The organism is Streptomyces himastatinicus ATCC 53653 (genome assembly GCF_000158915.1).
GTDB classification, from domain to species: Bacteria; Actinomycetota; Actinomycetes; order Streptomycetales; family Streptomycetaceae; genus Streptomyces; species Streptomyces himastatinicus.
This window is the reverse complement of record NZ_GG657754.1, coordinates 8,413,684-8,437,099: the sequence shown is the minus strand read 5'-3', so window position 1 is coordinate 8,437,099 and position 23,416 is coordinate 8,413,684. Positions and strand designations below refer to the sequence as shown.

Genomic DNA, 23,416 nt, shown 5'->3' with positions numbered 1-23,416 from the left:
TTAGGTTAGCTTAACCTAACCATCGCCGATCAAGGAGCCCGCCATGGCAGACCGTCCTGCCCGTAAACGTCCGCGGCCCCACCGGGCGCAGGTGGTACGCACCGACCGGCTGACCCCCCATATGGTGCGGGTCGTGCTCGGTGGCGACGGTCTTGCCGAATTCAGCGCCGGTGAATGGACCGACCACTACGTCAAGCTGCTGTTCCCCGCCGAGGGCGTGGCCTATCCCGAGCCGTTCGATCTGGAGCGGATCCGCGAGGAACTCCCGCGCGAGCAGTGGCCGGTCACCCGTACGTACACGGTGCGGGCGTGGGACCCGGCGGCCCGCGAGCTGACGATCGACTTCGTGGTCCACGGCGACGAGGGCCTGGCCGGACCGTGGGCGGCACACGCCCGGCCCGGCCAGGAGATCTACTTCCAGGGCCCGGGCGGCGCCTACGCCCCGCACGAGGACGCCGACTGGCATCTGCTCGCCGGGGACGAGAGCGCACTGCCCGCGATCGCCGCCGCGCTGGAGCGGCTGGCCCACCGGCCCCAGGGCGCGGACAGGCCCGTCGTGCGTGCCTTCATCGAGGTCGAGGGCCCCGCAGAGGAGCACAAACTGGCCGTTCCGGACGGGGTGGAGGTGGTGTGGCTGCACCGGGGCGCCGCACCGGTCGGCGACGCGCTGGTGGCGGCCGTCCGCGGGCTGGACTTCCCGGCCGGGCAGGTGCATGCCTTCGTGCACGGCGAGGCGGGCTTCGTGAAGGAGATCCGCCGTTATCTGCGGCTGGAGCGCGAGGTGCCGCGCGAGTGGCTGTCCATCTCCGGCTACTGGCGGCGCGGCCACAACGAGGACGGCTGGCAGGCGTCGAAGCGGGAGTGGAACCAGCAGGTGGAGGCCGAGCAGAGGCGCCCAAGGAGGCGGCCGCGTAGGGCACTGCACAGACAGGACACACGCGCGTACGGTGGGCGGGTGGACGGCAATTGACCGTCCGCCCGCCCGCCTTCTCTTCGGTGGGGGCGTACGACGGCGGGGAAAATCCATTAACAGGCTTTAACCCTACTTACACATGAATTCCCGGTTGCTCCAGTTCCACCTTCCGGCCCCTTCACCCGATGGCTTAAATCGGAAGCAGCGAGATGGACGGCGCCCCTCGAACTCGGCGCCAAGTCGCTTCATCCCGAAGACCCGCCCCCAGGCGCCGGCCCCGAGGCCACGGGTCTTTCACCCGCCCTTCCCGCGCACCGGAACGTCCTCCGCGGTCGCGGAGCGCGTCAGCCGTCGGCCTGCTCTCCGCGCCCCCGGCGCAGCGGCTCCATCGAAGGAGAAGGATCATGGCAACCATCACCTCCGTGGTGGACACGACCACCACCACCAACCAAGGCAAACCCGGGGACACCGTCCAGATCAACGGCACCGCGATGTCCACCACCACCAGGGTGAACTTCGGTGCGGCAACGGTCACCCCGACCGGCGTCACCGCCACCCAGGTCACCTTCGTCGTGCCCAGCACGGCGCCGTGCTCCGGCCAGGTCGCCGTCAGCGTGTCCAGCAACACCGGCGCCACCAGCAACGCGCTGCCGTTCTTCGTCATCGCCGCGCCGACGACCACGGCCCTGAACGTCAGCTGCCTGCCAGCCGCCACCGGTGGCGCGGCGACCCTGTTCGGCACCAACTTCCTGACCGGCACACAGGTCGGGGTGGGCAGCGTGGGCAACGTCGCGGTCACCCCGACGCAGACCAACCAGGTCACCTTCACCGCCCCGGCCAACCCGGGTCAGGTCGCCGACGTGTCCACCCAGGCGGTGACCATCACCACGGCGGGCGGCACCAGCGCGTCGGGCACCACCCTGGTCGACTACTACCTCACGCCCGCCATCACCACGGTGGCTCCCGCGACGGGCACGGCCGGAGACAACGTCACCATCACCGGGACCTCCTTCGTCGGCGTCGACACCGTCACCTTCACCGACAGCGCCGCCGCCACCGCCACCGCGGTCTTCACGCCCATCAGCGGCACCCAGCTCGTCGCCACCGTGCCCGGCGGGCTCGCCACCGGCGCCGGGACCATCACGGTCCACACCTGCGGCGGGACCTCCAACGCCGTGGCCTTCACCATCACCTGACGGCCGGGGACGAGCGCCGACAGCGTCACCGCACCGTCGCCCCGCGCCCTGGCCGACAGTCGCCGGCCAGGGCGCTGCCGTTCGAGGTACGAGAAGGAGAACCGCGTCATGGCCCCCATCGTGACCAGCGTCAGTCCCGCCCAGGGCACCCCGGCGGGCGGCACCCCCGTCACCATCACCGGCTCCGGCTTCACCGGCGCCACCGCGGTCAGGTTCGGTTCGAGCCTGGCCACGAACGTGGCCGTCGTGAGCAGCACGCAGATCACGGCCAGGACGCCCGCGGGGACCGGCACGGTCAAGGTCACGGTCACCGGGCCGTCGGGGACCAGCACCCAGAACGTGTTCTTCACCTACACCACCGTCGCGGCCCCCGTTCTCACCTCGCTCAGCCCGGCCTCCGGTCCCCCCTCCGGCGGCAACACCGTCACGATCAACGGCACCAACCTCGGCGGGGCCACCCAGGTGCTCTTCGGCCCCAACCCCGCCACCATCCTCACCAACACCCCCACCCAGATCACCGTCACCGCCCCGGCGGGCACCGGCAGCGTGGCCGTCGTCGTCACCACCCCCGGCGGCACCAGCAACGCGCTCGGCTACACCTACGCCGCCGCCCCCGCGCCGTCCCTGACCAGCCTCAGCCCGGCGTCGGGGCCGACCTCGGGCGGCAACACGGTCACCCTCAACGGCACCAATCTCTCCGGGGCGACCTCGGTCATGTTCGGGATCAACGCGGCGGCCATCCTCACCAACACCGCCACCCAGATCACCGTCACCGCGCCCGCAGGGCCGCCGTCCGCGGTCAGCGTCACCGTCACCACGCCGGGCGGCACCAGCAATGCGCTGCCGTACTTCTACATCACCGTGCCGATCGTCAACGATCTCTCCACCCACCTCGGCCCGGCCACCGGAGGCAACACCGTCACCGTCTTCGGCAGCAATCTGACCCTCACCACCGCCGTCGCCTTCGGCGGAAACCCGGCCACCGCCATCAATGTGATCTCCGACAGCCAGCTGACCGTCACCGCCCCGGCCGGGTCCGGCACGGTCCAGGTCACCGTCACCACCCCCGGCGGCACCAGCTCGACGGGGAACGGGAACCCGCACTACACGTATCTCGGCGCCCCGGTCCTCACCAGCCTCAACCCGCCGAACGGCCTGGACACCGGGGGCGAGTCGGTCGTGCTCGTCGGCAGCAACCTCACCTACACCGACTCGGTGACCTTCGGCGGCATCCCCGCCTCGTTCTTCGCGATCTCGGACACCCAGGTCGTCGCCACCACGCCGGGCGGGCCGCCCGGGGTGGTGAGCGTCGTGGCCCACACTCCGGCCGGGAACAGCAACGCCCTGCCGTTCACCTACGACCCGTCGTAGGTGAACGGCAGGGCCGCTACCAGGGCCTCAAGGGGCCTCAGGACCTCAGCCGACGGAGGAGTACGCCACGACCCCGCGCAGCAGCCCGTCGACCGCCTTGCGGGCGTTGCGCGCCACGCTGCCGTCCGGGGCGGCAGCCGCGATCTGGCCCAGCACGTCGATCAGTTGCTTGCACCAGCGCACGAAGTCACCGGCGGGCATGTCCACTTCCCGCAGCACCTCGTCCAGCCCATGGCCGGACGCCCAGCGGTACGCGGCCCAGGCGAAGCCCAGATCCGGCTCGCGCTGGCCGACCCCCTCGGCCTGATTGATCTTGTGCTCCTCCTCCAGGGCGTCCAGCCTGCCCCAGATACGGACCATCTCCCCCAGCGCCGCCTTGGCCGCGCCGGTGGGGAGCTTGGGCGGCAGCGCGTCGTCCGCCGACCGGGACTCGTACACCAGCGCCGAGGCGCACGCCGCCAGCTCGGCGGGCTTCAGCCCCTCCCACACGCCGTCCCGCAGGCATTCGCTGGCCAGCAGGTCCAGCTCGCCGTAGAGCCGGGCCAGCCGCTTGCCGACGTCCGTGACCTCGTCACCGCGCAGATACTCCAGCTCGGACAGCAGCGCGCAGATCCGGTCGAAGGTGCGGGCGATGGTGTTCGTCCGCCCCTCGATGCGCCGCTCCAGCTGGCGGGTGTCGCGCAGCAGGCGGTGGTAGCGCTCGCCCCAGCGGGCGTGGTCCTCGCGGTCGGAGCAGCCGTGACAGGGGTGGGCGCGGATGGCGGCGCGCAGCCGGGCGATCTCGGTGTCGTCGGCCGCGCGCGAGCGCTCCTTGCGGTGCCGCCGCACATCGTGGTGACCGGCCTTGGTGCGCAGCGCGGACGCCAGGTCCCGGCGGGACTGCGGACTGCGCGGGTTGAACGACTTCGGGATCCGCATCCGGTCCAGCGGCTCGACCGGCACCGGGAAGTCGATCGACGCCAGCCGCTTGACCTGGCGCTCGGCGGTGAGCACCAGCGGGCGCGGCCCGTCGTGGTGCTCGAAGCCGCGGTGGCCGTTGGACCGCCCGGCGGCCAGCCCCGGGTCCAGCACCAGGGCGAGCCCGGCGAACTTGCCGGTGGGCACATGGATGACATCGCCCGGGCGGAGCTTCTCCAGCGCCACCGCGGCGGCCGCCCGGCGCTGCGCGGCGCCCTGCCGGGCGATCTCGGTCTCGCGGTCCTTCAGCTCGCGCCGCAGCCGCGCGTACTCGTCGAAGTCGCCGAGGTGGCAGGTCATGGAGGCGCGGTAGCCCTCCAACCCCTCCTGGTTGCGCTGCACCTGACGGGAGATCCCGACGACCGCCTTGTCCGCCTGGAACTGGGCGAACGAGGTCTCCAGCAGCTCCCGCGAACGGTGCCGGCCGAACTGGGAGACCAGGTTGACCGCCATGTTGTACGAGGGCTTGAAGGACGAGCGCAGCGGATACGTGCGCGTGCCGGCCAGGCCCGCGAGGGCGGCCGGGTCCATGGCGCGCTGCCACAGCACCACCGCATGGCCCTCGACGTCGATGCCGCGCCGCCCGGCGCGCCCGGTCAACTGGGTGTACTCACCGGGGGTGATGTCGGCGTGCTGCTCCCCGTTCCACTTGACGAGCTTCTCCAACACCACCGAGCGGGCGGGCATGTTGATGCCCAGCGCCAGGGTCTCGGTCGCGAACACCGCCTTGACCAGGCCGCGGACGAACAGCTCCTCCACGACCTCCTTGAAGGTGGGCAGCATCCCGGCGTGGTGGGCCGCGATACCCCGCTCCAGGCCCTCCAGCCACTCGAAATACCCCAGCACATGGAGGTCTTCGTCGGGGATGCCCGCGGTGCGCTCCTCGACTATCGCCCGCACCTGGGCGCGCGCCGCGTCGTCGTTGAGCCGCAGCCCCGCGTACAGGCACTGCTGGACGGCCGATTCGCAGCCCGCCCGGCTGAAGATGAACGTGATGGCGGGCAACAGCCCCTCGGCGTCGAGCCGGTCGATGACCTCCGCTCTGCCCGGGGTCCAGATCCGGCTGCGCTGGCGGCGCTCGCGCTCGCGGTCGGCCTCCCGCATGTTGTTCCGCCCCCGGCGCTTGTCGCGGCCGAAGGCGGGGCGGCTGTTCTCCATCCGGGCCAGCCGGACGAGGTCGGGATTGACCTCGCGGCGGCCGGACTGGTCGCCGTCCCGGCCGCTCTTCTCCTCGAAGAGGTCGTACATCCGGCGCCCCGCCAGCACGTGCTGCCACAGCGGCACCGGGCGGTGCTCGGAGACGATCACCTCGGTGTCACCGCGGACGGTGTCCAGCCAGTCGCCGAACTCCTCGGCGTTGGAGACCGTCGCGGACAGTGATACGAGGGTCACCGACTCGGGGAGGTGGATGATGACCTCTTCCCAGACGGCGCCGCGGAAGCGGTCGGAGAGGTAGTGCACCTCGTCCATCACCACATAGCCGAGGCCGAGCAGCGACTGCGAGCCCGCGTACAGCATGTTGCGCAGCACCTCGGTGGTCATGACGACCACCGGGGCCTCGGAATTGACGCTGTTGTCGCCGGTGAGCAGGCCGACCTTGTCGGCGCCGTAGCGCTTGACGAGGTCGGCGTACTTCTGGTTCGACAGCGCCTTGATGGGCGTGGTGTAGAAGCACTTGCGGCCCTGGGTGAGCGCCAGGTGGACGGCGAACTCGCCCACGATGGTCTTGCCCGAGCCGGTGGGGGCGGCGACCAGCACGCCCTTCCCGGCCTCGAGGGCCTGACACGCCTCGATCTGGAACGGGTCCAGCGCGAAGGCGTACATCTCGCGGAAGGGGGCCAGCGCGGTGGCCTGCTCGGCGGCCCGGATGCGGGACGCCGCATAGCGCTCGGCGGGAGATAGCTCGTCGGTCATCGTATGTACGAGACTACCGGCCACCTCCGACAACGCACGCGATCTTTACGGCGGGATGGGGATCGGGGCCCGCATCAACGGGCCCCGGTCATCCGTCGGCGGGCCGCCTACGTGACGTCGTCGTAGCCGTTGCGCCGCGCGGGGTCGTCACCGGCGGGCAGCTCGCCCGCGCCGACCCGCTCGGTCTCCTCGATGGCCTCCGGCGTCAGATCCAGGCTCGACGCCTCGTCGTCGCTCAGCCCGAAGTCGGGGTCGGCGGCCCGTCGCCTTGCCCTGCGCCGGTCGTTGAGGAGGGCGACGGCGGTCGCGCCGAAGTAGAGCACGGTGACCGGACCGGCCAGGGCGAACATACCGATCGGGTCGGTGCTGGGGGTGGCCACCGCGCCGAAGACCGTGATGCCCATGACCATGGCCCGCCACCAGCCGAACATCCGGCGCCCGCTGAGGATGCCGGTGAAGTTCAGCAGGATCAGCAGCAGCGGCAGCTCGAACGCCAGTCCGAAGACGACGATCATGCGGGTGAGCAGATCGAGGAAGTCGTCCAGCGGGAGGAGGTTGCTGGCTCCGCCGGGCGTGAAGTCGAGGAGGACCTTGGCGCTGGTCGGCAGGATCTTGTACGCGAAGAAGGCGCCGCCGACGAACAGCGGCACGCCGAGGCCGACGAAGAAGAGCGAGTACTTCTTCTCGTTGCGGTGCAGACCGGGCGCGAGGAACGCCCACAGCTGGTACAGCCACACCGGGGTGGCGAGGACCACGCCGGTGGTGAAGGAGACCTTCAGCATGATCGTGAACGGCGACAGCAGACCGTTCACGGTGAAGTACGCGCAGTTGTTCTTGTCGGCGTGGTCGGTGTTGAGCTGGGACAGCCGGACCCCGGGGCAGCCGACCGAATCCAGGACCGGTTTCATCAGGAAATCGACGATGTTCTTGTAGAAGAACATCGCGACGATCGTGATCACGCAGATCGCCAGGACCGACTTCACCAGCCGGTTGCGCAACTCGCGCAGATGGTCCGAGAGGGGCATCCGCCCCTCAGGGTCCTTCTCCTTCTTATTGCGGGCAGACTTGAGCAACCCACGTCCTCATCTCGTGCGTCAGACGGCGGCCATCGGCGCCGCCTTCAAGTGGCCCCGGGTCAGCGCTTGGTGGTGTCGCTCGGTTCGGCCACCGGACGGGAGCTGGAAACATCGCCCGGGGCGGCCTGGATGGTGCGGTGCGCGCCCTGGTCCTGGCCGGGGTTCGGCGGGTCGGCCGGGGCGTTCTCGTCCTGCTTGCCCTCCGACTTCATCGCCTTGGCCTCGCTCTTGAGGATGCGAGCCGACTTACCCAGCGAGCGCGCCATGTCGGGGAGCTTCTTCGCACCGAACAGCAGCAGAACGACGATCAGGATGAGGATGATCTCGGTAGCGCCGAGCCTTCCGAACATATTCGTCTACCTTCTCACCGAGGCGGCTGGGGTGGGGCTGCCGACCGTTCGGACAGGCGTCCGGCAGCCGTGCTGTCAGCGATCGTAGCGCGCAGGGGTAAATGCAGGGCAATCCCCATGCAGACGCCTGGTTGCGGCCCTCCGCCTCGATTCCAGGGCCACGACCAGCCAGCGTACCCCGCTTCCCTGTGATGCAGCAGAGCGCCGCCGATCAGTGGCCCCCGGCGGCACCCTCGTCCCGGTGCACCGCCCCCACCTGCGCACTCAGCGGTCCGGTGGCCCGCTCCAGATCCTCGGCGGCGCGGTTGATCCGCGCGGAACTGTCCGACACCTGACGGGCCAGTCTGCGCACCTCGGTATAGACCCGTACGGAGAGCACGGCGAGGACGGCGATTCCGCAGAAGGCGAGGGTGAGAGCGAGCATCGGCCAGAGCATGGGGCGAGCCTATCGGGGCCGCCGCGGCGCCCCCGCGGCGGTCGGCCCGCTGTCGGACCGTGAAGTGGCCGTCAGACCGTCGAGTGCAGCCGCAGGGTGCGCACCCCGCCGCCGGTCAGCAGCTCCACGATCCGCTCCCCCGCGGGCTTGCGCACCGCGCTGCCGCAGTCGGGGCAGGTGAAGGAGTAGAAGGTGGTGCGGTCACTGGCCCCGATCGCCAGCCGCAGCGCACCGGCGGCCAGCTCGAACCGGCCCCGGCACTCCGGGCAGGCTGCCTTGAAGATCACCGAGGTGGGATTCCCCCCAGCGGTCACTGTGTGCGTCCCTTCATTCACCGCAGACCGTCACCCACTGCACGCCATCACTCGCTGGAAGCCATCACTCGCCATAGGCCGCAAGCGCGTGCCGCGCCGCGTCCCGAGCGCTGTCCGCGAGCCCCTGCGGCGCGACGATCCGGCCGTCCCTGCCGAGCCGCAGCGCCAGCCGCCGCAGCGATCCGGGGTCGGGGGCGCGCAGCGTGATCCGCAAGCCCCCGTCGGGCAGCTCCTCCGCGCTGTCGTGCGGGTAGTACTCGGCGACCCAGCGCCCGCCCGGGCCGGTCTCGACGACCACCTCGGGGTCCTCGGCGCCGGTCTGCACCAGTCCGGTCGACGGATCGGAGAGGTCGCGCAGCTCGATGGGCGGCGGGTCGGACGCCTCGTCCAGCAGCTTGATCTCCACGACCCGGTCGAGCCGGAAGGTGCGGCGCGCCTCCGACAGCCGGCACCAGGCCTCCACATAGGTGTGGCCGACGGCGAACAGCCGGATCGGGTCGACCTCGCGCTCGGTGACCTCGTCGCGGGCGGGCGAGTAGTAGCGCAGCCACAGCCTGCGGCGCTCGGAGATGGCCCGGTCGACGTCGGCGAAGACGCCGCCCTCGGACTCGAAGGTGACCGAGAGCCGGGAGCTGGCGCCCGCCACCTCGCCCGCCGCGGCCTCCAGCTTGGCGGTGGCCCGCAGCAGCGCCTCCCGGTCGCTCTCGCGCAGCCCGGGCAGGGTGGCGACGGCACGGGCGGCGACCAGCAGCGCGGTGGCCTCGTCGGCGGCCAGCCGCAGCGGCTCGGCGACATCGTCGGGGTTGTGCCACCAGATGCGTTCGCCGTCGGTGTCGATGTCCAGCAGGTCGCCGCCGCGGAAGCTGGTGCCGCACAGCGGCAGCACGTCCAGGTCGGCGATCAGCTCGTCCTCGCTGATGCCGAAGGCGCGGGCGACCTCGGCGACACGGGCCCCGGGGCGCTCCCGCAGATACGTCACGAGGGACAGCATCCGGCGGGTCTGGTCAATGGCGTTTCCGGCCATGATGAAGTCGTTCCGTCCCCTCAGCCCTTGGCCACGGCGCGCAGCCGCTCGACGACATCGGCCCGCAGCTCGTCGGGCGCCAGCACGACCACCTCCGGGCCGAATTCCACCAGCCAGGCGTCCAGCCCGTGCCCGTACGGGATCTCCAGCTCGTCCCAGCCGTCGTCCCCGGCGCTGGTGGTGAGCGCCCTCGCCCGCAGCGGATAGCCGTGCCCGGTCCGCACCCTGATCCGGGCGGTGCCGGTCGCGGTCTCCCCCGCCCAGGACTCCACGGTCTCCCGCACGGTGGAGTGGTCGGGCACCTCGGCGGTGTACGCGCCGGAGCGCAGCCGCACCCGGCCGGTGATCCGCGAGAGCCGGAAGACGCGCTCGGCGGACCGCCCGCGGTCCCATCCGGCGAGGTACCAGTGGCCGCGCCAGCACTCCAGCGTCCACGGCTCGACCTGGCGCTGCTCGGGGCGGGCCGCGTTGGACTTGCGGTAGTCGAAGACGACGGGGCGGCGGTCGCGGCAGGCCAGCATCAGCGGCTCGAACGCGGCCTCGTGGACCGGGATGTGCGGCTGGAGCGCGCTCTGCGGCTGGGTGTCGTACGGGTCCTCGGCGAGCGGCATCCCGGCGGCGCGCAGCTTCTGGAGCGCGCCGCTCGCCGCGCCCGCGAGCCTGGCCTGCTGCCAGACCTTGGCGGCGAGGCCGAGGGCGGCGGCCTCCTCGGCATCCAGCGTGATCGGGGGGAGGCGGTTGCTGTCCCGGCGGGCGAGGTAGCCGACTTCGCCGTCGAGGCCCTCCACCGTCTCGATGACCAGGCCGAGTTCGCGCAGATCGTCCTTGTCGCGCTCGAACATGCGGTTGAACGCCTCGTCACCCGCGGCGGTGGACCCGCTCGCCCCCTCGAGGTACGCCTCTATGGAGCCCCGCAACTCCCGTTTGGTCAGCGGACGCCGGGTTCCCAGCAGGCACAGCGCCAGATTCATCAGCCGCTCGGCCTTGGCAATCGCCATCGACGCCCTTTCTTCTTGACCTTACGACCGTGACCGTACCGCTCCGGGCACGCACCGCAAAAGCCGAGGCCCCCGCCCACCGGCGAGAAGACCTCGGCTCAGCCGTGCGGAAGGTCTCAGACGGAGACCAGATCGCACACGAAGATCAGCGACTCGCCCGGCTTGATGCGGCCGCCACCGGCGCCACGGTCGCCGTAGGCCAGGTGCGGCGGGATGATCAGCTGGCGGCGTCCGCCGACCTTCATGCCCTGGAGGCCCGTGTCCCAGCCGGAGATGACCTGGCCGACACCGAGCTGGATGCGCAGCGGGGTGCCGCGGTTGTAGCTCGCGTCGAACTCCTCACCGGTGGAGAAGGCCACGCCGACGTAGTGGACGGCGATGTTGTCGCCGGCCTTGGCGGCGGGCCCGTCGCCCTCCCAGATGTCCTTGATCTCCAGATCCGCCGGCGGCTCGCCGCCCGGGAAGTCGACCTCGGGCTTGTCGATGCTCACGAAATTGCTCCTCGTTACGTTGTGGGCAACCCGCACACCCTACAGAACCGCCGAACTAGAGAACGGCCAGGATGTCCACGGTGAAGACCAGGGTGGAGTTGGCGGGGATGCCCTTCTGGGCCTTCTTCCCGTAGCCCAGGTCCGGCGGTACGACGACCAGCACCCGGCTCCCGGCCTTCTTGCCCGTCAGCCCCTGCGACCAGCCCTTGACGACCTGCTGGAGGGAGAACTGGGCCAGCTCGCCGCGCTTGTAAGTGGAGTCGAACTCCTTGCCGCCGTCCCACAGCACGCCCTTGTACTGCACCAGCAGCGCGTCCTTCGCCGTGACCTCGGGGCCGTCGCCCTCGATGACGTACTCGGAGACGAGCTTCTTCGGCGCGTCCTTCTTGGGGACGGTGATGCTGGGGGCCTTGCCGTCGGTGTTGTCGGACACCTTGGGCAGATCGAAATTGCTCTGCGCCACCTTCTTGCCCTTGGCGGAGCTCTTGGCGTTGAAGGCGCCCTCGATGTCGATGACGAACACCAGGGTGTCCGTGCCCTTGATGCCCGCCTGCGGCTGGCCCTGCTTGCCGTACGCGTACGCCGGCGGAACGGCCAGCTCCAGCCGGCTCCCGACGGAGCGGCCCACCAGCCCCTGGTCCCAGCCCGGCAGCACCTGGCCCTTGCCCACGGGGAAGGCAGCCGTCTGCTTCTTGTCGTAGGTGTTGTCCACGACCTTGCCGGTGTTCCAGATCTGGGCGAGGTAGTTCACCTGGACGTAGTCGCCCTTGGCCGTCTTCTCACCGTCGCCCTTGATCACCGTCTTGACCGCGAGGTCGGAAGACGGCTTCCCGCTGCCCTTGGCGACCTTCGGCTTCTCACCGAACTTCTTGCCAGCGGTGATCTCCGGCACCGGCCCGCTCACGATCTTCCCCGTAGGAGCCGGTGAGGGTGACTGCCCGGTCGGCTCCTGGGAGGGCTTGGCCTTGTCGGATCCTGACTGGTCGTCACCGCAGCCCGCGAGTGTGAGCAGGCCCGCGGGCACGGCAAGGAGTACGGAGCGTCGGCGCACGGAGTCCTCGTTTAGGTAGATCTTGCGATGGCCAATGCGCGCCACTTTACGGCGTGACGCGGGCCCCGTCCGAGAAACGCACGGGGCCCGCGTCATACATAAGCCGTACGCCGACTCAGGCGGCGGCCTACATACCGGCGATGAGTTTCTCCACCCGGTCATCGACCGAACGGAACGGGTCCTTGCACAGCACGGTGCGCTGCGCCTGGTCATTGAGCTTGAGGTGCACCCAGTCCACGGTGAAGTCGCGGCGCTGCTCCTGGGCACGGCGGATGAAGTCCCCGCGCAACCGGGCGCGGGTGGTTTGCGGGGGCACCGACTTGCCCTCTTCGAAAATTTTCAGGTCGTTGCACACCCGGGCCGCCTGACCGCGCTTCTCCAGCAGGTAGTACAGGCCCCGGCGGCGGTGGATGTCGTGGTAGGCGAGGTCCATCTGGGCGATCCGCGGATGGGACATCGTGATGTTGTTCTTCGCGCGGTACCGCTCGATGAGCTGGTACTTCATCACCCAGTCGATCTCGGTGGAGATCCGGTCCAGCTCCTCGGTACGGATCGCCTCCAGGGTGCGGCCCCACAGCTCCAGCACCCGCTCGACGGTGCCGGTGCGGATGCCCCGGCGCTCACAGAAGTCGACGGCCTTCTCGTAGTACTCCTGCTGCACCTCCAGGGCGGACGCCTCGCGCCCGCTGGCCAGCCGCACCTTGCGCTGCCCGGTGATGTCGTGGCTGACCTCGCGGATCGCCCGGATCGGGTTCTCCAGGGTCAGGTCGCGCATCACCGTGCCCGCCTCGATCATGCGGAGCACCAGGTCGGTGGCGCCGACCTTGAGCAGCATCGTGGTCTCGGACATGTTGGAGTCGCCCACGATGACGTGCAGCCGCCGGTAGCGCTCGGCATCGGCGTGCGGCTCGTCGCGGGTGTTGATGATCGGCCGGGAGCGGGTCGTCGCCGAGCTGACGCCCTCCCAGATGTGCTCGGCGCGCTGGCTGACGCAGTAGACCGCGCCACGCGGGGTCTGGAGCACCTTGCCCGCCCCGCACAGCAGCTGCCGCGTCACCAGGAACGGGATGAGAATGTCGGCGAGCCGGGAGAACTCCCCGTGCCGGGCCACCAGATAGTTCTCGTGGCAGCCGTAGGAGTTGCCGGCCGAGTCGGTGTTGTTCTTGAAGAGATAGACGTCGCCCGCGATTCCCTCCTCGTGCAGGCGGCGCTCGGCGTCGACGAGCAGACCCTCGAGAATGCGCTCGCCGGACTTGTCGTGGGTGACCAGCTCGGTCACGTTGTCGCACTCGGGTGTGGCGTATTCCGGATGCGATCCCACGTCGAGATAGAGGCGGGCGCCGTTGCGCAGGAAGACATTGCTGCTGCGGCCCCACGAGACGACACGGCGGAAGAGGTACCGCGCCACTTCGTCAGGAGACAACCGGCGCTGTCCCCTGAATGTGCACGTGACGCCGTACTCGTTCTCCAGCCCGAAAATGCGGCGGTCCATGCCTGAACATTACGCCTGATGGCCTGCTCTGAAACCGGGTTCGGCGGCATGGCTGCGATCATTTTCCTGACGGACTCCATCCGGCGTTCGCCGCGGGGCCTCCCCCAGGTACCTCCCGGCGGCCAGCAGGACCACCAGCGCGGCCGCTCCGGCGGCCCCCGGGACGGCGAATCCCAGGGCCACGCCGCCCAGCTCCACGGCGGGTCCGGCGGCGGCCGCGCCGACCGAGCTGCCCACCCCGAAGGTGGTCACCAGCCACGAGAACGCCTCGGTGACCGTACCGGCCGGGGCGTGCCGGTCGATGACCACGAAGGCGCACGCGAGCGCCGGGGCCAGGAACACCCCCGCCACGCCCGCGAGGGCCGTCATCGCGGGGACGCCCGGCACCAGGACGAGCGGCAGATAGCCGGCCGCGAGGGCTGCCACCAGCAGCCGCAGCCGCCGCTCGGGCGGACCGGCCCACGGGCGGGCCCCGTAGACCACGCCGCCGACCAGCGCGCCCGCGCCGAGTGCGGAGAGCAGATAGCTGGAGACCAGGCCGCCGCCGTGCTCGTCGGCGTACGCGACGGCGGCCACGGCGATCGCGCCGAGCGCGGTGCCGACGAAGAAGAACGAGCCGATCAGCACCAGCATCCCGGACGACCGCAGCGCCCCCAGCCAGTGCGCCTCGCGCGGCGCGGAGCGCCACCGCCGGGACGGCGGGGACACCACGACGGACAGCGCGCCCAGGACCCCGGCGGCGTTGATGACCAGCAGCGCGGCCGCCGTCGACCATCCGGCGACCAGCAGGGTGACCAGCAGCGGACCGACGGCGAACATCACCTCCTGGGCCACGGCGTCCAGCGCGTACGCCGCGTGCACCTGGTCCGGGCGGCGCAGCACGTCCGGCCACAGGGCCCGCAGCCCGCCCTCCAGCGGGGGCGTGAACAGCCCCGCGACCAGCATCGCGGCGTACGCCACCGGCAGCGGGTCGAGGCCCACGACGGCGAACAGGGCCATCCCGAGCGCGGACACCACGGCGGCCGGGAGCATCACGCGCGGCTGGCCCCAGAGGTCCACCGCCCGGCCCAGCAGCGGCTGTCCGACGGCGGTGGCCACGCCGTAGACGGCCGAGAGCGCCCCGGCGAGCGCGTAGCTCCCGCCCTCGGCGCGGGCGAAGAGCACCACGGCGAGCGCAGCGGTGGCGTTCGGCAGCCGCCCGATCAGCGTGCCGGTGAGCAGCCGTGCCGCATGGCGGGTGCGCAGCAGTTCCCCGTAACCGGCCGCCATGGCTGGCCCTCCTCGTGGGTCATGTACTGAGTGGGTCATGTGCTGATGAGCGATGGATCAAGTTTTACGTATAACGACGCGTCGTTATACGTACCATGGCGGCCTGCCCCGGGTCCACCCGTGGCGGGCGAACACAGGTACAAGGGCCGGACGCAGCGGAGGCGAAGTGGCACACGGGACCGGACCGTCCGCGGCCGCGGCACGGGTCACCAGCCGGGACGTGGCGCGGCACGCCGGGGTGTCCCAGGCGACCGTCTCCCTCGTGCTCGGCGACAAGTGGCGCGGACGGGTGTCGGAGCGCACCGCGGACGCCGTACGGGCCGCGGCGCGCGAACTGGGCTACCGGCCGAACCTGGCGGCGCGCAGCCTGCGGCTGGGCCGCACCCGGACCGTGCTGCTCGTCGTCCCGGCCCTCACCAACGAGTTCTTCGCGCACGTCTACACCGGCGCCGCCCGGGTCGCCGCCGACCACGGCTTCGGCGTGGTGCTCTACCCCTCCCCCGAGGGCGTCGGCCCGGCCCGGGACCCCTTCGACTCGGCCCGCGCCTCACTGGACGGTGTGATCGCCTCCTCGATGGCCGCCGACGCGCTGGCCGCGGTGCGCGGGGGCGGGCTGCCGCTGGTGATGCTCGACAGCGACCCCGACGACCCGGCCGCCGCCTCCACCGTCAACCTGGACATCGGCGACGGCATGCGGCAGGCCGCGGAGCATCTGCTGGGCCTGGGACACCGCCGGATCGTCCATGTGGCGGCGGCGGTGGACTCCTGGACGTTCCGGGTGCGCGCCCGGGCCCTGGCCGCGGCGGTGCACGCGGTGCCCGGCACCGTGCTGCACACCGAACACGCGGCGCTGAGCGTCGAGGAGGGGCGGCGGGCGGCACTACGGGCGCTGGGCGGCCCGGGGCCCCGGCCCACGGCGCTGATGTGCGACGACGACATCCTCGCCGCGGGCGCGTGCAAGGCCGCCCGGCGGCTGGGGCTGCGGGTGCCGGAGGACGTGTCGGTCACCGGCGTCGACGACCTGGCGCTGGCCACGGCGGTCGACCCGGAGCTGACCACCGTACGGCTGCCCGCGCAGGCGGTCGGCGCGGAGGGGATGCGGGCGCTGATGGCGGCCCTGGACGGGAAACCGGCCGGAGACACGACGCTGCCCGTGGAGCTGGTCGTACGGGACTCCAGCGCCCTTCCCTCGGTTGGGGACGGATGAGGCGCCGACGGAGGAGCCCCGGCCGCTGACCGGCCGGGGCTCATCACGATGCAACGGTGCCTACTCGGTGCTCTCCGAGTCCTCGCCGGACTCCCCGGAATCGTCGGACTCCGTGTCCTCGCCGGACTCCGACACGGCGCCGGCCCCCTCCAGGAGACGGGCCAGCTGACCGCCCAGGATGCGCTTGAACTTCCGTGCCTGAGGCCGCTTGCGGTCCAGGACCGCGACCTCCAGCTGCTCGGCGGTGAGGCTGCGCTCGCCGCCGTTGTTGTCCCGGGCCAGCGAGTCGACGGCCAGCTTGAGGGCCTCGGCCAGCGTCATGCCGTCCCGGTGGCGCTGGTCGAGATAGCTGCTGATCTGGTCGGCGTTGCCACCGACGGCGACCGAGCCGTGCTCGTCCACGATGGAGCCGTCGTGCGGCAGCCGGTAGATCTGGTCGTCGGCCGGGCCTTCCCCGGTCTCGGCGACGATCAGCTCGACCTCGTACGGCTTCTCGGCGGCGCTGGAGAAGATCGTGCCCAGCGTCTGGGCGTAGACGTTGGCAAGGCCCCGGGCCGTGACATCGTCGCGGTCATAGGTATAGCCACGCAGATCGGCGTAGCGGACACCGCCGATGCGCAGATTCTCGAATTCGTTGTACTTGCCGACCGCCGCGAAGGCGATCCGGTCATAGATCTCGCTGACCTTGTGCAGGGCACGGGACGGGTTCTCGGCGACGAAGAGGATGCCGTCGGAAAACTGGAGCACTACCACGCTTCGGCCGCGCGCGATGCCCTTGCGGGCGTATTCCGCGCGGTCGGCCATGGCCTGCTGGGGCGATACATAGAACGGGGTCGTCACCGGCTATCCGTCCCTCTCTGTCATTGGCGAATGCATTCCGGGTCAACCGTCCCCTCAGAGCAGGGCGGCGCGCGGGCCGTCCGGCTCCTCGAGCCGCCGCTCGTGGATAGCGCGGACGATCTCCGCCACCTCATCCTCGGTGAACTTCTTGAAACCGTCCTCGGTGATGACCGTGACGAGGGGATAAATGCGCCGGGCCAGATCGGGACCGCCGGTCGCCGAGTCGTCGTCCGCGGCGTCGTACAGCGCCTGGATGACGGCAGTGGCGGCCTGCTCCTCCGTCAGGTCCTCGCGGTAGAGCTTCTTGAGCGCACCGCGAGCGAAGGTCGAGCCGGAGCCGGTGGCCGCGAAGCCGCGCTCCTCCGAACGCCCGCCGGTCACGTCGTAGGAGAAGATGCGGCCCTTCTCGCGGTCCACGTCATAGCCCGCGAACAGCGGGACGACGGCCAGGCCCTGCATCGCCATGCCGAGATTGCCGCGGATCATGGTCGACAGCCGGTTGGCCTTGCCCTCCAGCGAGAGGACGGTGCCCTCGACCTTCTCGAAGTGCTCCAGCTCCAGCTGGAAGAGCTTGACCATCTCCACGGCGAGACCGGCCGTGCCCGCGATGCCGACGGCCGAGTACTCGTCCGCCGGGGAAGACCTTCTCGATGTCGCGCTGCGCGATGACGTTCCCCATGGTCGCGCGGCGGTCACCGGCGAGCGCGACCCCGCCCGCGAACGTCGCCGCAACGATCGTCGTGCCATGCGGCGCCTCGATGGCACCCTGCACCGGGGGGAGCGGGCGGTTCCCCGGAAGCAGCTCGGGCTGATGCGTCCCGAGGAAGTCCATGAAGGAGGATGAGCCCGGCGTCAGGAAGGCAGCTGGTAGACGCCCGGTGCTACGAGTGTTGGCTTCCACACGTTTCCTTCCAGGTATGCGGCGCCACGCCGTATGGCATCCGCTCGGTCCTTGAACTGCCCCAATGCCGCATTGCAGCTGAAGCAGAGTACGCCACGGACCCTACCCGTCCCGTGGTCGTGATCCACATGCGCTGCGGGGGCAGCAAGGCATATGCAACAGACGCCCGCCTGCGAGGCGACGAGTTCATCGCGATCCGCTTCCGTCAGCCCGTACTGCCGCTTCAGGTGACCTACACGGTTGTCAACCGCACGACAGGGCCGGCACCTCGATGCCAAGCCATCGGGGGAAGACTCCTGGCGATGCCATTCGGAGTGCGACTTCACCTGTCCGCACCCATGGCAGTACTTGTGATCCTCTGGGACCGTCCCAGGGGCCGGGAACCTTCTTCCCATGGCCTCCTGACGACGCCTATCGGATTCAGCGGCACAGTCACGGCAGCGGCGCTGCAGGCCATCAAGGTTGCTCCGCTTCAGCGCGAACGCCGCGCGCGGCTTGACCTCGCCGCACCGCGCACAGCGTTTCGCGTCCTGACCAGATAGCATTTACCCACCCCGCCAACCTTCGATTCGAAGGCTAAAACGGCCTACTGGCCACCCTTCTGAACGAAGCTTCGCACGAAATCCTCGGCGTTCTCTTCGAGTACGTCATCGATTTCATCCAGCACGGAATCGACGTCGTCGGAGAGCTTTTCCTGCCGCTCCTTGAGGTCCTCCTGGGCCTGTGCGTCTTGCGCCTGCTCCTCGACCTCCTCGGTCTGGCGCGACGCCTTCTGCTGACCGCCGCCGGTGTCCTTGGTCGCCATGTCCCTCACCCCGCTCGGTTCGCCCGCTGATTCGATCGATCTCAAGATCAGACCCTACAAGCAGGGTCCGACATCGGCCTCCTACTCGGTACAAAGCGTGGAGGCCACCACGATGATTCCCGGTCGGAGGCCATTTCAGCCTCCGGACAGCACCCGTACCAGGTCCTCGGCCGTGCGGCACCGGTCCAGTAGTTCCTTGACGTGGTTGCGGGTGCCCCGGAGGGGCTCCAGCGTGGGGACTCGTTGCAGAGAGTCACGACCCGGGAGGTCGAAGATCACCGAGTCCCAGGAGGCCGCGGCCACGTCGTCCGCGTACTGCTCCAGGCAGCGGCCGCGGAAGTAGGCGCGGGTGTCCTCCGGGGGCTTGTTCTGGGCCCTGGCCACGTCGGAGTCGTCCAGCAGCCGCTTCATCTTGCCGCGCGCCGCCAGCCGGTTGTACAGGCCCTTCTCGGGGCGTACGTCGGCGTACTGGAGGTCCACGAGATGGAGCCGGGCGGCGTCCCACTCCAGGCTGTCGCGCCTGCGGTAGCCCTCCAGCAGCTCGCGCTTGGCCACCCAGTCCAGCTCGCCGGACAGGGACATCGGATCGCGCTCCAGCCGGTTGAGCACGTCCTCCCAGCGGGTCAGCACGTCCCGGGTCTGGTCGTCGGCGTCCGCGCCGAAGCGGTCCTCGACGTACTTGCGGGCCAGCTCGAAGTACTCCATCTGGAGCTGTACGGCGGTCAGCGTACGGCCGCTGCGCAGCGTGATCAGACGCTGAAGCGTCGGGTCGTGCGAGACCTGGTGCAGCGTGCGGACGGGCTGGTCCACGGCCAGGTCCACGGCGATGAAGCCGTCCTCGATCATCGACAGCACCAGCGCGGTGGTGCCGAGCTTGAGGTAGGTCGACAGCTCGGAGAGGTTGGCGTCGCCGATGATCACATGGAGCCGGCGGTACTTCTCGGCGTCGGCGTGCGGCTCGTCGCGGGTGTTGATGATGGGCCGCTTGAGGGTGGTCTCCAGACCCACCTCGACCTCGAAGTAGTCGGCCCGCTGACTGATCTGGAAGCCGTGCTCGTGCCCGTCCTGGCCGATGCCGACGCGCCCGGCGCCCGTGACGACCTGGCGGGAGACGAAGAACGGCGTCAGGTGGCGCACGATGTCCGAGAAGGGGGTCTCCCGCTTCATCAGGTAGTTCTCGTGGGTGCCGTAGGACGCGCCCTTGTTGTCGGTGTTGTTCTTGTACAGGTGGATCGGCTGGGCGCCGGGCAGCTCGGCGGCGCGCATGGCGGCCTCGGCCATGATGCGCTCGCCCGCCTTGTCCCAGAGCACCGCGTCGCGCGGGTTGGTGACCTCGGGCGCGGAGTACTCGGGGTGCGCGTGGTCGACGTAGAGCCGCGCACCGTTGGTGAGGATGACATTGGCCAGGCCGATGTCCTCGTCCGTGAGCTGGCTGGCGTCCGCGGACTCACGTGCGAGGTCGAAGCCGCGGGCGTCCCGCAGCGGGTTCTCCTCCTCGAAGTCCCAGCGGGCGCGGCGCGCCCGGTGCATCGCCGCCGCGTAGGCGTTGACGACCTGGGATGAGGTGAGCATGGCATTGGCGTTCGGGTGTCCCGGGACGGAGATCCCGTACTCCGTCTCGATTCCCATTACGCGCCGTACGGTCATGCGGCCCTCCTTGCCCGGCGCGGCCCCAGGCCGGGGCCGGCGCTCAAGTACCGCTGCGCTTCCGGTCCGCAACCGGCACCCGAGCCGCCGCGCCGCGGGGCCGCGGCGGTACCGATGAGCCGGATACGGCTGTGCGGTGCTGCGGAGATCATGACAGTCATTGCTCCGGTGGGGCTCGTAGGACTCATACGATGAATGCCGTCCGAAAAGCGCATCCGGCTGCGGATGCCCCGTCCAGGACATCCGCAGCCGGACAGCGGTGTTACAGGTACTGACCGGTGTTGGCCACCGTGTCGATGGAGCGTCCCGTGTCCGCGCCCTGCTTTCCGGTGACCAGGGTGCGGATGAAGACGATCCGCTCACCCTTCTTACCGGAGATGCGGGCCCAGTCGTCCGGGTTCGTGGTGTTGGGCAGGTCCTCGTTCTCCTTGAACTCGTCCACGCAGGCGGCGAGCAGATGGGAGACCCGAAGGCCCTTTTGGTTGTGGTCGAGGAATGCCTTGATGGCCATCTTCTTCGCCCGGTCCACAATGTTCTGGATCATGGCGCCGGAGTTGAAGTCCTTGAAGTAGAGGACTTCCTTGTCACCATTGGCGTAGGTGACCTCCAAGAAGCGATTCTCCTCGGATTCCGCGTACATCTGCTCGACGACCGACTGAATCATGCCGGCGACAGCGGCCTTCGGGGACCCGTCGTGTTCGGCGAGGTCGTCCGTGTGCACCGGCAGGGAGGCGGTCAGGTACTTCGAGAAGATGTCCTTGGCGGCCTCCGCGTCCGGACGCTCGATCTTGATCTTCACGTCGAGGCGGCCGGGGCGCAGGATGGCCGGGTCGATCATGTCCTCGCGGTTCGAGGCGCCGATGACGATGACGTTCTCCAGGCCCTCGACACCGTCGATCTCGGAGAGCAGCTGCGGGACGATGGTGTTCTCCACGTCCGAGCTGACCCCGGAGCCGCGGGTGCGGAACAGGGAGTCCATCTCGTCGAAGAAGACGATGACCGGCGTGCCCTCGCTGGCCTTCTCCCGGGCGCGCTGGAAGACCAGCCGGATGTGCCGCTCCGTCTCACCGACGTACTTGTTCAGCAGCTCGGGGCCCTTGATGTTGAGGAAGAAGCTCTTCCCCGCGGGCTTGCCGGTGACTTCGGCGACCTTCTTGGCAAGGGAGTTGGCGACGGCCTTCGCGATCAGCGTCTTGCCGCAGCCGGGCGGGCCGTACAGCAGCACGCCCTTGGGCGGCCGCAGTTCGTGCTCCTTGAACAGGTCGGGGTAGAGGTAGGGGAGCTCGACCGCGTCCCGGATCAGCTCGATCTGGTTTCCCAGGCCGCCGATCTTGGTGTAGTCGATGTCCGGAACCTCTTCGAGGACGAGTTCCTCGACCTCGCTCTTCGGCACGACCTCGTAGACATAGCCGGAGCGGGGCTCCAGCAGCAGGGCGTCACCGGGGCGGATGGTGGTTTCCAGCAGCGGCTCGGCGAGCCGCACCACGCGCTCCTCGTCGGTGTGCCCGATGACCAGGGCCCGCTCGCCGTCCTCAAGGACCTCCTTGAGGGTGACGATGTCCCCGGCGCGCTCGAACTCCATGGCCTCGACCACGTTGAGCGCCTCGTTGAGCATGACCTCCTGGCCCTTCTGGAGGTCATCGAGCTCGACGCTTGGGCTGACATTCACGCGGAGTTTACGGCCTCCGGTGAAGATGTCGGCTGTGCCGTCCTCGTTCGCCTGCAGAAAGGCACCGAAACCGGCCGGCGGCTGGGCGAGCCGGTCGACCTCCTCCTTGAGGGCCACGATCTGGTCGCGGGCCTCACGGAGGGTGTTCGCGAGCCGCTCGTTCTGGGCGGACACTCCCGCCAGATTGGTCTGCAGCTCGACGATCCGCTCTTCGAGAATCCTCGTGTGACGCGGAGAGTCGGCGAGCTTGCGGCGCAGGACGGCGATTTCCTGCTCGAGATAGGCAACCTGGCCGGCGGGGTCGTCAGACCCCCGCCCCGGCCGGATGCCGCGGTTGATGTCGTCGTCGTGGGCTGCCACGGTCCTCACCTCCTCCAAGGGGAGCTGGACGCTTCCTGACCCTACCTGGGCCGGTGCGGGTTGAAACCCCTAGATCACAAACCCGGTCGGCGTGTGTCCGATCTTCACCCTTGCGCACTCCCTCACGCCAGGTGAATACCCACCCAACAACATCGGAAAGCGAGCGGTTGTATCGTCGACCCGGTCAACACCCGCCAGGGCTGGCGATATTTAGTCAATGTTGAATCGCGTATCGAGGGAACGGCAGGCGACGCACCGTGCGGAACGAGGAGCTCGGCGATCTTGAAGTCTGGATTGACCAGGACCTGTGCACGGGGGACGGGATCTGTGCCCAGTACGCGCCCGAGGTCTTCGAACTCGACATCGACGGTCTAGCCTACGTCAAGAGCGCCGACGACGAGCTTCTCCAGGACAAGGGCGCGACCACCAAGGTGCCGCTGCCACTGCTCACCGAGGTAGTGGATTCGGCCAAGGAGTGCCCGGGCGACTGCATCCATGTGCGGCGTGCCGCGGACCAGGTCGAGGTGTACGGCCCGGACGCCGAGTAGCGTCCGCGCCCCGCCCGGCCGGGCCCGGCGGGGAACGCCGCGTGACCGGTCAGACACTCCCCGGCACGGGCAGCGCCTTCAGGACGAACTCGCCGTCCTTCCACTGCCAGTTGACCTTGCGCTGGAGGTCGGGACAGCACCGCGGGACCTTCGTGGACGAGTAGCCCAGCAAAGTGGCCGAAACCTTCGTTCCGCGCACCGCGAAATCCTGGACACTCATCCCCTCCTTCGGATCGACGAAGGTCGCCACGATCCGGGGGGCCGCGCCCTGGCGGGCCGGGTGCGCGAGCACGAACAGGCCGCTGGGCGGGTTGCCGGCCGCGGTCTCGCAGCGCACCACGGCGACGGTTTCCGGCCGCCCGTCTCCGTCGAGGTCTCCCGAGGCGCGGTCCACCACGCCGGGCCGGGCCCGGCCGCAGTCCATCGGGTAGTGGGCGGCGCGCGGGTCGGGGGCCTGTGCGGTCGGCAGGCCGCCGGTGTGGGGCGCGGAGAGGGTGGTGGGGGCCGCGGTGGCCTTGGCATCGGAGGGCTGGAAGGCCGACACTCCGGCGACGACCGCCTCTGGGGCGGCCGCGGTCGCGATCCAG

The 23,416-nt window shown here is 69.9% G+C and carries 22 protein-coding genes and 1 pseudogene; 5 read left to right on the top strand and 18 right to left on the bottom strand.

Annotation, left to right across the window (positions count from 1 at the left end):
- Window positions 1-43: 43 nt before the first annotated feature.
- The 3 genes from SSOG_RS36065 (at window position 44) to SSOG_RS36055 (ending at window position 3,480) form a co-directional block, all read left to right on the top strand.
- Window positions 44-970: a siderophore-interacting protein gene (locus SSOG_RS36065; RefSeq protein ID WP_009719205.1), complete on the top strand. Its 927-nt coding sequence runs from the start codon at window positions 44-46 to the stop codon at window positions 968-970.
- A 347-nt stretch (window positions 971-1,317) separates the two neighbouring features.
- A complete protein-coding gene (locus SSOG_RS36060; protein ID WP_050800061.1) occupies window positions 1,318-2,109 on the top strand; it encodes an IPT/TIG domain-containing protein in 792 nt (263 codons plus the stop codon).
- 108 nt (window positions 2,110-2,217) lie between these two features.
- Window positions 2,218-3,480, top strand: a complete 1,263-nt coding sequence (locus tag SSOG_RS36055; RefSeq protein ID WP_039939487.1) for an IPT/TIG domain-containing protein — start codon at window positions 2,218-2,220, stop codon at window positions 3,478-3,480.
- 45 nt (window positions 3,481-3,525) lie between these two features.
- Here the strand turns inward: SSOG_RS36055 and SSOG_RS36050 are convergent, their stop codons facing one another.
- From SSOG_RS36050 to SSOG_RS36000, 11 genes are all read right to left on the bottom strand, one after another.
- Complete coding sequence (locus SSOG_RS36050; RefSeq protein ID WP_039939486.1) at window positions 3,526-6,351, bottom strand: DEAD/DEAH box helicase; 2,826 nt, start codon at window positions 6,349-6,351, stop codon at window positions 3,526-3,528.
- Window positions 6,352-6,458: 107 nt separating this feature from the next.
- Window positions 6,459-7,424 carry a twin-arginine translocase subunit TatC gene (tatC, locus tag SSOG_RS36045; RefSeq protein ID WP_009719202.1) on the bottom strand — a complete coding sequence of 322 codons (966 nt, stop codon included), beginning with the start codon at window positions 7,422-7,424 and terminating at the stop codon, window positions 6,459-6,461.
- A 62-nt stretch (window positions 7,425-7,486) separates the two neighbouring features.
- Window positions 7,487-7,777 carry a Sec-independent protein translocase subunit TatA gene (gene tatA / locus SSOG_RS36040; RefSeq protein ID WP_009719201.1) on the bottom strand — a complete coding sequence of 97 codons (291 nt, stop codon included), beginning with the start codon at window positions 7,775-7,777 and terminating at the stop codon, window positions 7,487-7,489.
- Window positions 7,778-7,988: 211 nt separating this feature from the next.
- Window positions 7,989-8,213, bottom strand: coding sequence for a hypothetical protein (locus tag SSOG_RS36035; protein WP_009719200.1), 225 nt, complete (start codon window positions 8,211-8,213; stop codon window positions 7,989-7,991).
- A gap of 71 nt (window positions 8,214-8,284) precedes the next feature.
- Window positions 8,285-8,548, bottom strand: coding sequence for a hypothetical protein (locus SSOG_RS36030; protein WP_009719199.1), 264 nt, complete (start codon window positions 8,546-8,548; stop codon window positions 8,285-8,287).
- A 43-nt stretch (window positions 8,549-8,591) separates the two neighbouring features.
- On the bottom strand, window positions 8,592-9,551 hold the full coding sequence (locus SSOG_RS36025) for a helix-turn-helix transcriptional regulator (protein WP_009719198.1): 960 nt from the start codon (window positions 9,549-9,551) through the stop codon (window positions 8,592-8,594).
- A gap of 20 nt (window positions 9,552-9,571) precedes the next feature.
- A complete protein-coding gene (locus tag SSOG_RS36020) occupies window positions 9,572-10,549 on the bottom strand; it encodes a helix-turn-helix transcriptional regulator (RefSeq protein ID WP_009719197.1) in 978 nt (325 codons plus the stop codon).
- A gap of 116 nt (window positions 10,550-10,665) precedes the next feature.
- A complete protein-coding gene (locus SSOG_RS36015) occupies window positions 10,666-11,040 on the bottom strand; it encodes an FKBP-type peptidyl-prolyl cis-trans isomerase (protein WP_009719196.1) in 375 nt (124 codons plus the stop codon).
- A gap of 55 nt (window positions 11,041-11,095) precedes the next feature.
- Entirely contained in the window at window positions 11,096-12,091 is a 996-nt protein-coding gene (locus tag SSOG_RS36010; RefSeq protein WP_009719195.1) for an FKBP-type peptidyl-prolyl cis-trans isomerase, read from the bottom strand.
- A 127-nt stretch (window positions 12,092-12,218) separates the two neighbouring features.
- Window positions 12,219-13,583, bottom strand: coding sequence for a Pup--protein ligase (pafA, locus tag SSOG_RS36005; RefSeq protein ID WP_009719194.1), 1,365 nt, complete (start codon window positions 13,581-13,583; stop codon window positions 12,219-12,221).
- Between the two features lie 9 nt (window positions 13,584-13,592).
- Window positions 13,593-14,852: an MFS transporter gene (locus SSOG_RS36000; protein WP_009719193.1), complete on the bottom strand. Its 1,260-nt coding sequence runs from the start codon at window positions 14,850-14,852 to the stop codon at window positions 13,593-13,595.
- 166 nt (window positions 14,853-15,018) lie between these two features.
- Here SSOG_RS36000 and SSOG_RS35995 point away from each other — a divergent pair, with 166 nt between their 5' ends.
- Window positions 15,019-16,059 (top strand): LacI family DNA-binding transcriptional regulator, encoded by a 1,041-nt coding sequence (locus SSOG_RS35995; RefSeq protein ID WP_009719192.1) that lies wholly within the window; start codon window positions 15,019-15,021, stop codon window positions 16,057-16,059.
- A 60-nt stretch (window positions 16,060-16,119) separates the two neighbouring features.
- On the opposite strand, the gene prcA is transcribed toward SSOG_RS35995, so the two are convergent.
- The 6 genes and pseudogenes from prcA to arc form a co-directional block, all read right to left on the bottom strand.
- Window positions 16,120-16,899, bottom strand: a complete 780-nt coding sequence (prcA, locus tag SSOG_RS35990; protein WP_009719191.1) for a proteasome subunit alpha — start codon at window positions 16,897-16,899, stop codon at window positions 16,120-16,122.
- A gap of 54 nt (window positions 16,900-16,953) precedes the next feature.
- A pseudogene (gene prcB, locus SSOG_RS35985) lies at window positions 16,954-17,800 on the bottom strand (proteasome subunit beta).
- Window positions 17,752-18,195, bottom strand: coding sequence for an endonuclease VII domain-containing protein (locus SSOG_RS49340; RefSeq protein WP_342634422.1), 444 nt, complete (start codon window positions 18,193-18,195; stop codon window positions 17,752-17,754). Before SSOG_RS49340 ends, prcB begins: the two are co-directional and overlap by 49 nt.
- 191 nt (window positions 18,196-18,386) lie before the next feature.
- Window positions 18,387-18,605, bottom strand: coding sequence for a ubiquitin-like protein Pup (locus tag SSOG_RS35975; RefSeq protein WP_039939482.1), 219 nt, complete (start codon window positions 18,603-18,605; stop codon window positions 18,387-18,389).
- 135 nt (window positions 18,606-18,740) lie between these two features.
- A complete protein-coding gene (gene dop, locus SSOG_RS35970) occupies window positions 18,741-20,252 on the bottom strand; it encodes a depupylase/deamidase Dop (RefSeq protein ID WP_009719187.1) in 1,512 nt (503 codons plus the stop codon).
- Between the two features lie 262 nt (window positions 20,253-20,514).
- Window positions 20,515-22,281 (bottom strand): proteasome ATPase, encoded by a 1,767-nt coding sequence (gene arc, locus SSOG_RS35965; RefSeq protein ID WP_009719185.1) that lies wholly within the window; start codon window positions 22,279-22,281, stop codon window positions 20,515-20,517.
- 257 nt (window positions 22,282-22,538) lie between these two features.
- Between arc and SSOG_RS35960 the strand changes: the two genes are divergently transcribed.
- Entirely contained in the window at window positions 22,539-22,829 is a 291-nt protein-coding gene (locus SSOG_RS35960; protein ID WP_009719184.1) for a ferredoxin, read from the top strand.
- Window positions 22,830-22,878: 49 nt separating this feature from the next.
- Here SSOG_RS35960 and SSOG_RS35955 read toward each other — a convergent pair.
- Window positions 22,879-23,416, bottom strand: a 538-nt coding sequence (locus tag SSOG_RS35955) for a hypothetical protein (RefSeq protein WP_050800060.1), incomplete at its 5' end; no start/stop codon positions are given.

Excerpts from the sequence above, each read along its gene's own strand:
- SSOG_RS36065 (WP_009719205.1), top strand. The coding sequence starts at position 44 with ATGGCAGACCGTCCTGCCCGTAAACGTCCGCGGCCCCACCGGGCGCAG.
- SSOG_RS36025 (WP_009719198.1), bottom strand. The coding sequence starts at position 9,551 with ATGGCCGGAAACGCCATTGACCAGACCCGCCGGATGCTGTCCCTCGTG.
- SSOG_RS36060 (WP_050800061.1), top strand. The coding sequence starts at position 1,318 with ATGGCAACCATCACCTCCGTGGTGGACACGACCACCACCACCAACCAA.
- SSOG_RS36020 (WP_009719197.1), bottom strand. The coding sequence starts at position 10,549 with ATGGCGATTGCCAAGGCCGAGCGGCTGATGAATCTGGCGCTGTGCCTG.
- pafA (WP_009719194.1), bottom strand. The coding sequence starts at position 13,583 with ATGGACCGCCGCATTTTCGGGCTGGAGAACGAGTACGGCGTCACGTGC.
- SSOG_RS35975 (WP_039939482.1), bottom strand. The coding sequence starts at position 18,605 with ATGGCGACCAAGGACACCGGCGGCGGTCAGCAGAAGGCGTCGCGCCAG.
- SSOG_RS36055 (WP_039939487.1), top strand. The coding sequence starts at position 2,218 with ATGGCCCCCATCGTGACCAGCGTCAGTCCCGCCCAGGGCACCCCGGCG.
- tatA (WP_009719201.1), bottom strand. The coding sequence starts at position 7,777 with ATGTTCGGAAGGCTCGGCGCTACCGAGATCATCCTCATCCTGATCGTC.
- SSOG_RS49340 (WP_342634422.1), bottom strand. The coding sequence starts at position 18,195 with ATGGGAAGAAGGTTCCCGGCCCCTGGGACGGTCCCAGAGGATCACAAG.
- dop (WP_009719187.1), bottom strand. The coding sequence starts at position 20,252 with ATGACCGTACGGCGCGTAATGGGAATCGAGACGGAGTACGGGATCTCC.
- SSOG_RS36035 (WP_009719200.1), bottom strand. The coding sequence starts at position 8,213 with ATGCTCTGGCCGATGCTCGCTCTCACCCTCGCCTTCTGCGGAATCGCC.
- SSOG_RS36050 (WP_039939486.1), bottom strand. The coding sequence starts at position 6,351 with ATGACCGACGAGCTATCTCCCGCCGAGCGCTATGCGGCGTCCCGCATC.
- SSOG_RS36000 (WP_009719193.1), bottom strand. The coding sequence starts at position 14,852 with ATGGCGGCCGGTTACGGGGAACTGCTGCGCACCCGCCATGCGGCACGG.